Below are 1,957 nucleotides of genomic sequence, written 5' to 3' on the forward strand. Positions count from 1 at the left end.
GCTGGGTGTCATATGATGCCTTAGTGGAGGCTTGAGCCGTATGCAGTGAAAGTTGCACGTACGGTTCTTAGAGGGGCGGCACTTGGTAACAAGTGTCGCCTACTCGACAATAGGGTCTTTTGAGGAAAATTAGCGACTTGTTCAACAATAAGGATAAGGTCGCGGCTGCGCGCGACCAATCCTTATTAATTATGCATAATTTAACACCACATGTTTCGCTAGTGTTGGTATTTGAAGATACTCATATGCAGCATTAACTTTTTTAATAAAGTGTTCGTCGTTGGATAGAAGGAAATTACAAAATGATGCTATAGATGCGTGACTATTATCACTTGCCGCTGCAATAAACCGTCTTTCTGGTGTACTTTTTGGTGTTTATAATATGGCTGTTCTGGGTAAATAGGATTCTTCTTTAGTTGAAAATAGTCATCTATATCCATGTTTTTTCGACTATAAATTGGGAGCATTCTTAGTTCATCCCAAATTTTGACAAGTACATTTGGCGGTTCAATATTATTAAGTTGTTTGGGGCCAATTCCTACCTGTGAACGGAAATCTTTAATACCATCCCAATTTTTATCATCTTCAATATTCTCAAGCATCACGTTTTCAGTTTTTTCTAATGTTGCTTTGTACTGAGAAGTCATTTCCTTAGTGTATATTTATAATTGTCTTTGAGCCCCTTCGGGTAACGCGTCAGAGTTATCCATTATTGAATCCATTAGCTCGGAGAATGCAGAGACTTGTTCATTATGAATATCATTTATACTATCGCCTTTTCTTCCACCTGAAAATTTGAACAACCATTGTTGCATTGCATGTTCTATGTCGACACCATCGTCACTATTTTCACAATACTCTTTATAGACATCATAAGGATCGCGCGCGATTATTGAAGCTTTGCCAGTGATAGTAAAGTTAGGTTGCTCAATAATTAATTTTAAATAGTTAGCTTTAAGCTCTTTAAGCACGTTAAGAAAGCTTTCTTCAAAACCTTTAGAACGTCGAATTTCCTTGAGCGTTTCATCTGAATAAACTACTTGATAACCTTTTATAAGCATTTGGCCAAACTCGTCTAATCCTTGTTCCGTGAGAAAATCTAAAACATTATGATCAAGGTAAACAGTAGGCTTTCCTTCGTACGGTGAAATTGACTCCATTGCTTAATCCTTTGTGCATAACAGCTGATTCAATAACAGCAGGATAATCTTCCAAACTGCTTAATTTTATAAAGTTAGGATACAGTTACAACTCATTGTTGTAAAATCGTTAATAGCTAAAGTAAGCCGTTGATAAGCATTAGACAATAAAGAAAATTAGGTAGGTTTATGGTGGGCACCGCTACCGATGATAAAGATCACTTATTATTTTTTTTCATTCACCTCTTGGAAGCCAGCCTTTCTCATTACGCTCAGGAATAGGTAGTCCCTTTTCATTTAAATGAGAAATAAGTTTGTCTTCATGCTCTGGATTCCAACCATCCCAATTCCATTTATAACAACCCATACAAACAGTTATGCCACCATAAAGGGGAATTGTCTTACCATCATATAATCCTGGTCCAAATTGAAAACTATCACGGCATAAAAAACAGTTATACATAAATTTCTCATTAGACATTTACGATACTCCTTTCTATTCATTATCTAACAGCATATTGATTAGTAGTACGGTAACCTTCTACATTAAAATGTAGTACAGACAGAAACATAACGACGAACAAATTAGATTCATCTCTACCAGTGATAAGACACCTTATCACTGATTTGTTAGAACAGTGATTATGAACAAAAGCAAGATAAATCAAATCTGGTTGATAGCTTGTAAATCCTAATCCTCAATAATATTTGAGTTATTGTCAAATGTGGTGTATCAATGAATCGTGATGTTCTGTTTGATCTTGAGTGATCCGTTCACCATCTTTAAATTGAATACCTGATATGACATCAGCAAGCAG

General features: G+C 35.8%; 3 protein-coding genes. All 3 read right to left on the reverse strand.

Features of this window, described 5'->3' with window-relative positions; translation table 11 throughout:
• Window positions 1-308: 308 nt before the first annotated feature.
• The 3 genes from L2764_RS26930 to L2764_RS26940 all read right to left on the reverse strand — a co-directional run bounded on the left by L2764_RS26930 (window position 309) and on the right by L2764_RS26940 (window position 1,620).
• Window positions 309-647: a hypothetical protein gene (locus L2764_RS26930; RefSeq protein ID WP_248943404.1), complete on the reverse strand. Its 339-nt coding sequence runs from the start codon at window positions 645-647 to the stop codon at window positions 309-311.
• A gap of 15 nt (window positions 648-662) precedes the next feature.
• The gene (locus L2764_RS26935) at window positions 663-1,160 is read right to left on the reverse strand and encodes a hypothetical protein (RefSeq protein WP_248943405.1); all 498 of its coding nucleotides are present in this window, start codon (window positions 1,158-1,160) and stop codon (window positions 663-665) included.
• Between the two features lie 214 nt (window positions 1,161-1,374).
• Complete coding sequence (locus tag L2764_RS26940) at window positions 1,375-1,620, reverse strand: hypothetical protein (RefSeq protein WP_248943406.1); 246 nt, start codon at window positions 1,618-1,620, stop codon at window positions 1,375-1,377.
• Window positions 1,621-1,957: the final 337 nt, after the last annotated feature.

The organism is Shewanella surugensis, assembly GCF_023284005.1.
In the GTDB taxonomy this organism is placed as follows: Bacteria; Pseudomonadota; Gammaproteobacteria; order Enterobacterales; family Shewanellaceae; genus Shewanella; species Shewanella surugensis.

Bases quoted from the DNA above. Each gene is read 5' to 3' on its own strand.
- L2764_RS26935 (WP_248943405.1), bottom strand. From the start codon at position 1,160: ATGGAGTCAATTTCACCGTACGAAGGAAAGCCTACTGTTTACCTTGAT.
- L2764_RS26940 (WP_248943406.1), bottom strand. From the start codon at position 1,620: ATGTCTAATGAGAAATTTATGTATAACTGTTTTTTATGCCGTGATAGT.
- L2764_RS26930 (WP_248943404.1), bottom strand. From the start codon at position 647: ATGACTTCTCAGTACAAAGCAACATTAGAAAAAACTGAAAACGTGATG.